Annotated in this window: 1 protein-coding gene; it reads right to left on the reverse strand. The window is 36.2% G+C overall.

Annotation, left to right across the window (positions count from 1 at the left end):
- Window positions 1-229: hypothetical protein (locus tag ACVCXO_RS00330; RefSeq protein ID WP_452227610.1), on the reverse strand; the 229-nt coding region annotated here is incomplete at both ends.

The raw sequence follows: 229 nt of genomic DNA on the forward strand, positions 1-229 counted from the left end.
ATCAGCTACGGTATACGTAACTAGAATAGTACCACCAGCTCCACAAGTAGAAGCAAGGTTCGTAAATACATAATCAGAAGTTACATCAAATACTGCATCTGTATCACAAGAATCTGTACCACAAGATTGAAGTGCTAATATATTAGCAGCATTCCAATCGTTAGCAATTGTTTCGTTATCTGTACCATTACATTCTATAGTTTCGTCTATTACAGTACAAGCCGTTAAG

Source organism: Lacinutrix sp. MEBiC02404, from assembly GCF_053601575.1.